Origin of the sequence: Burkholderia dolosa, from assembly GCF_902499135.1 — a bacterium.
GTDB classification, from domain to species: domain Bacteria; phylum Pseudomonadota; class Gammaproteobacteria; order Burkholderiales; family Burkholderiaceae; genus Burkholderia; species Burkholderia dolosa.
Map to the genome: position 1 here is coordinate 1 of NZ_CABVPR010000119.1, position 5,516 is coordinate 5,516.

Annotated in this window: 5 protein-coding genes; 1 reads left to right on the forward strand and 4 read right to left on the reverse strand. The window is 63.6% G+C overall.

Translation table 11 applies throughout. The annotated features are described in order from the left end of the window. The first annotated feature begins 171 nt into the window (after positions 1 to 171). Complete coding sequence (locus BUB20358_RS27505; RefSeq protein ID WP_006763860.1) at positions 172 to 1,326, forward strand: M14 family metallopeptidase; 1,155 nt, start codon at positions 172 to 174, stop codon at positions 1,324 to 1,326. Positions 1,327 to 1,404: 78 nt separating this feature from the next. On the opposite strand, the gene BUB20358_RS27510 is transcribed toward BUB20358_RS27505, so the two are convergent. The 4 genes from BUB20358_RS27510 to BUB20358_RS27525 all read right to left on the reverse strand — a co-directional run bounded on the left by BUB20358_RS27510 (position 1,405) and on the right by BUB20358_RS27525 (position 5,208). Next, positions 1,405 to 2,058: a BspC domain-containing protein gene (locus tag BUB20358_RS27510; RefSeq protein WP_035972047.1), complete on the reverse strand. Its 654-nt coding sequence runs from the start codon at positions 2,056 to 2,058 to the stop codon at positions 1,405 to 1,407. A gap of 138 nt (positions 2,059 to 2,196) precedes the next feature. Beyond that, positions 2,197 to 2,871 carry an energy-coupling factor ABC transporter permease gene (locus BUB20358_RS27515; RefSeq protein ID WP_006763862.1) on the reverse strand — a complete coding sequence of 225 codons (675 nt, stop codon included), beginning with the start codon at positions 2,869 to 2,871 and terminating at the stop codon, positions 2,197 to 2,199. Between the two features lie 74 nt (positions 2,872 to 2,945). Further along, a complete protein-coding gene (locus BUB20358_RS27520) occupies positions 2,946 to 3,782 on the reverse strand; it encodes a LuxR C-terminal-related transcriptional regulator (RefSeq protein ID WP_035972048.1) in 837 nt (278 codons plus the stop codon). A 208-nt stretch (positions 3,783 to 3,990) separates the two neighbouring features. Further along, positions 3,991 to 5,208, reverse strand: coding sequence for a DUF2863 family protein (locus tag BUB20358_RS27525; RefSeq protein ID WP_035972049.1), 1,218 nt, complete (start codon positions 5,206 to 5,208; stop codon positions 3,991 to 3,993). Positions 5,209 to 5,516 lie beyond the last annotated feature (308 nt).

The following is a 5,516-nucleotide window of genomic DNA, read 5'->3' on the forward strand; positions in this document are numbered from 1 at the left end:
CTCCGGTCGACCGCGTTGCATGGGACCGAAGTAAGCGCTGAAGCGCTAACTCCGGTCGACCGCGTTGCATGGGACCGGAGTAAGCGCTGAAGCACTAACTCCGGTCGACCGCGTTGCATGGGACCGGAGTAAGTGCTGAAGCACTAACTCCGGTCGACACAGGAGAGACAGATGGGACTTTCGATCACCAGCAATTTCGACGCCGGCGCAATCGACGTCGTGTCGTGCGACCGCGCCGACGCGATTCGCCTGCGCGTGCGCGGCGACAGCCGATCGGAATTCGCGCAATGGTTTTACTACCGACTGACCGGCGCACGCGGCGAGCGGTGCGTGATGACGTTCGAGAACGCAGCCGAGTGCGCGTATCCGTCGGGATGGCGCAACTACAACGCCGTCGCCAGCTATGATCGTGTCGACTGGTTTCGCGTGCCGACGACGTTCGACGGCAAGACGATGACCATCGACCATACGCCCGAATTCGACAGCATCTACTACGCGTACTTCGAACCTTATTCCGAAGAACGGCATGCCGCGTTTCTCGGCGCGGTCCAGCAGCTGCCGCAGGCAAACGTCGTCGAGCTCGGCCGCACGGTCGAAGGTCGCCCGATGTCGCTGCTGACGCTCGGCACGCCGCCGGTCGACAGCGCTCCGAAAAAGAAAGTGTGGATCATCGCGCGGCAGCATCCCGGCGAGACAATGGCCGAGTGGTTCGTCGAAGGGCTCGTCAAACGACTGGCCGGATGGGGCGACTGGGCGGGCGACCCGGTCGCTCGCAAGCTCTACGACCGCGCGACGTTCTACATCGTGCCGAACATGAACCCGGACGGCAGTGTGCACGGCAATCTGCGCACCAACGCTGCGGGCGCGAATCTGAACCGCGAGTGGATGGAGCCCGACGCGCAGCGTAGCCCCGAGGTGCTGGTCGTGCGCGATGCGATTCATGAAATCGGCTGCGACATGTTCTTCGACATTCATGGCGACGAGGATCTGCCGTACGTGTTCGTCGCCGGCTCGGAAATGTTGCCGAGCTTCACCGAGCAGCAGCGCAACGAGCAGGCCGCGTTCATCGACGCGTTCAAGGTGGCGAGCCCGGACTTCCAGACCGAGCACGGCTACGCGGCCAGCAAGTACAAGGAGGACGCGCTCAAGCTCGCGTCCAAGTACATCGGACATCGGTTCGGCTGCCTGTCGCTGACGCTCGAGATGCCGTTCAAGGACAATGCAAATCTGCCCGACGAGCGTGTCGGCTGGAACGGCGAGCGTAGCGCTGCGCTGGGCGCTGCGATGCTGGCCGCAATCCTCGCGCACGTCGAGACGTTCGCATAAGCGGCTCGTCGAACGAAAAAAGCCGGGGCATCTCGCGATGTCCCGGCTTTTTGCCATTGTCGTTGCCGCTCCGTCGTATCAAGACTTCTTCACGGTTTTCTTTTTCACGACCTTCTTCTGAGTACCCGATTTTTTCGTCGTGACGGCTTTCTTGCCGGCGCGGCCGGAGGCCTTGGCCTTCGCTTTGCCGCGGTGCGACTTGCCCTTGAATTTCTTCGTCGACGACGTCGGACGTTCGACGCGCGGCTTCAGCGGCGGGACCGGATCGTTCCAGCTGAACGCAAGCATTTGCTGGCCGACGTAGCCGCACCGGAATTTCAGTGGCGTCGGATCGCCGCCGTCGGTGCGAATGCCGAGGCCGTCGACGGTGACGATGTTGTCGACCTTCACACGCTGCTTGCCTTGATCGAACGAATCGTTCCACGGCGTGATCGTTGCGTTGCCGCTATCGAATGCGTTCGGCGCGAAATCGACGCGATCGAATGCCGACGACGTACTCGCGATGAAGCTGCCGTGCGCTGCACAATCCGCGACGAGCGGATCGGCATGCATTTCGTTGACGAACTTGTTGATGAGTTCGGAGCGCTGATCGAGGAGGTCGGCGAATACCGGTGCCGGAAGCGCAAGCGACAGACCCGCGACACAGGCTGCCAGCTTGCCGAGCGCTCGGAGAACCCGGAGCGAGGCAGGAGAGCTGTCCATCTGGTTATTGGTGAGGAGCGAATGAGACATCGGGCACATATAGATGCCCGACGAAGAACAGGAGTTCAATCTTAGCGTAAAAAATTCGCGCGGCAGTAGACGGCGCACTCTCCCGTGCCGCGCCGGGAGTCAGCCGTGCAAGCGGATCGCGATTCCTTGGAGGGAGGTTCAGGCGCGCGGACCGCCGAGGCGATAGCGGCGGACGTCGAACGTCGTGACCCACGCCGGGCGATAGACGGCGATCAGCGTTGTCGCGATGCCGGTGAACCATGCTTCCCCGAGCGCGAGCAACGCGGTATTCAGCAGATAGCCGGCCGGAATCACGATTGGCACGCCGTCGGCCAGCGCAAGCTGAACGCCGGCTGCCGCAGCGGCGACCGAGACGATCGCGACGGCCGGCGACAGGAAACCCTGGCCGGCGATGAACGATGCGAGATTGTGCGGCAACCACGCGATCGCAGCGCGCTGCAGCAGCGCGGACACGCCGACGGGCAGCGCCCCGTAGACGAGGTACGTCAGCCCGACGCCCTGCCACGGCGCATCGAAGATGATCGCGGCGATCGCCGTGACGGCACCCATCGCGATCAATGCAAGCGTCCAGTCGAACAGCGTGACGAGCAGCGTTGCGCCGAGCAGATGCATGACGATCCCGTCCTCGAGCCATGCGTTCGATGCCCAGAGAACCGTGATCGCAGTGACGAGCGCGAGCCACACGTGCTGCAGCGTTGCGTCCTGCAGCCGGACGAACGGGCGCTTCCAGATCGCGAGCGCGAGCAGGGCTACGGCGGCGATCCAGCCACCGACGCCAACCCAGAGCGGAAGCGGTGTGAAAAGAAAACCCATGCGTTCATATTACTCGTTGACGATCAAAGGTGGGAATCCGCACATACTGGCCGTCGTAATATCGAGACTGTCGCTTAGCGGTCGCGCCGAAACCGCGCCGGTCGCTCTGCCGCTATCGGCAGCTCGTTCGCGCCGGTGTTTGCCGCCGGCAGCGGATACGGGCGATCCTTCCGTTGCGCACGCAGCGGGACGGGGCCCCGTTCGCCGAGGGCAGGCTTGCGTGCACGGTCGCGGTTGGCCAGCAGCACCTCGAGATGCGGCGACAGCCAGCCGTTGTAGATGGCGACTGCCGCGGCGCGGTTGGCCGCCCCGAGCTGCTGGAAGATGCTGGCGAGATGGATCTTCACGGTACCCTCGCTGATGCCGAGCGTGCGGGCGATCATCTTGTTCGTGCTGCCCATGTGGACGAAACGCATGATCTGCGCCTGCCGCGGCGACAGGAGGCCGCTCGGCGGCCGGCGGGGGAGCGACCCGGCGAGCGTCTGGAAGTGGGCGTCGTGGCGTGCCGTAGCGGTAGAGGGAAGCAGGCTGAGTGCGATCGGCGGAATGTAGTGCCCGCCCAGCAGCACCATCTCGAGTGCACGTACGATCAGATGCGGCCGAGTGGAGTGCGGAATCACGCCTGCGACGCCGTAGTTGAAGAAGCGCTGGATGGCCGCCGGCGTGGTTTCGTCGACCAATACGGCAGCGGGCGTCGGCGAACAGGCGCTACACAGCGCCTGAAGCTCGCTGAGGCGCCCGACGTCCTGCCAGTCGATCGCCACGAGATCGAAACGCTGCGAGCGCAGCAGCCGGCGCGCCTGGAAGCCGTCAGGCGCATCGTTGATGCTCGCCTGACGGTCGATCTGCCGCAACAGTGCCTTCAGTCCGTCGCGCCGCTCGGCGTCTGAATTGAGCACGAGGAACCGCATATTCAACCTCCAGTAAGGGTGAGTCATTGATCGCAGTGCATGTCAGTGGGATCGATAATGACAAAGACCTTACACGATGTCTGCTTGGCTGAAAGGCTTAGGAGAAGTTCGAAAATTTTGCCAACGGCAGAGCGCGCAAGAAAAAAGCCGCTCCCAACAGAGTCGGGAGCGGCTTCGGACTGCGACGCCGTTTGGCCGGCAGCGCAGGTCAGTGGAAGTGCGGCTGCGCAGGCGAAGCGTCTTCGGGCATTTCCGCGTGGACGATTTCGCCAAGCGGATCGGCGTACAGCGGAACGCCGCAGTCGTCGCAGTACTCCGGTTCGAAGCGGCCCGCGTGCCGGCGAATGTCCGTCACGCCGCATTCCTTCAAGAGGCTCACGATCTCCTCGAGCGGTCCCTCGATCGGGGCTTCGTCCTCGAGCGTCGCGTTGTCGACCGAGATGTCGCCGTTCTCGCGGCCGTAGAGCGGCCATACGACGCCATAAATCACATCGTTGCTGGCTCGTCGCGTGAACCCGACGCGATACTCGTCAATGCGGCGTTCGCCGAAACCGGCGACCACCGCGCGCAGCTCTTGCGGCGCTGCACCAAGTGTGTCGAAAAGATAACGGATGGCCGTTCGAACCGTGTGCGGGCGAATGCGCTCGTCCGCATCCCGACAGGCCGAATAGTACGCGTCCGGAAGCAGGCATTCGAATTCGCACCCTGGCAGCGCGATCGACAGGTTCGGACCGCCTTGGGTGGTCCACTGTTCGAGGCATTGGCCGCGTTCGATCCGGTTGCCATGCTCTTCTTCCTGCCAACGGAACAACGGCGTGCCGGCGGGAGCCGCGACGACGGCAAGCAGAAAGCGCGGGTCCGCGAGAATCGGCGACGTCTCGGGCAAGTCCGCGAAGTTCAGCTTGGCGGCGTGCTGGCCGGTTGCCGCATGCGCGAGCTGCTGGGCAAGCCGGTAGGTCTCGACGTGATGCCGCGGCAGCTGGTCGATGCTGTAGAGGAACGGCGCGAGTGCGACGAGCGTGCCGCTCGCGAGGACGTGCGCCTGCAGGTGCGTGCGCAGCGCGTCCGCGACGTCGCTCTTCAGCGGACCGGACGGAATCATGTAGCGGGTCCATGCCAGAACGGGCACGGCGACCAGCAAGGCATCGTGTGGTTTGCCATCGTGCTCGATCACCATCGACTCGCTATGGGTCTCGGCCATGTCGGCGAGCGCGCCATAGGCGTCCGGATGGTTTTGCTGCAGGTGGTCGAGCGCTGCGTCGAGCGTGGTCTGATTGCCGTTGCGCACGATCTTGGCGAGCAGCGCGTCGAGCTTTGCTTCCCAGAAGCGGTCCTCGACGCGGCTACCGGACGCGAAGAGCGCAAGCGACAAGCCGACCAGTTTGTCGGCATCAGGGGGAAGGCGTTTGGCGATTCGCTGGCGCATATTAAATACGTATAGAAAGAGGCGAAGAACCTCACATTCTAGTCCGTTCTGTGCGCTATAAGCGGTGTCGTGCTTCGGTACGGCCGGACGGCCGAAGCGCGGGCCGTGTGCGGGCAATGTAAAAAACTGCTTCAAAACCCCTTGCGCGGATGAGGGCGGGTGCTTAGAATCACGCCTCTTTCGCGCCACCGGCAACACGGCGGTGTGAGAGAGGGAAGCGAAGCTGAGCGGGGTCATGTAGTAGCGGCCACGCGGAGCCCCGAAGCCGACACGATGGTCACGACGCAGCGGTAAAAAAGTTGTTGACG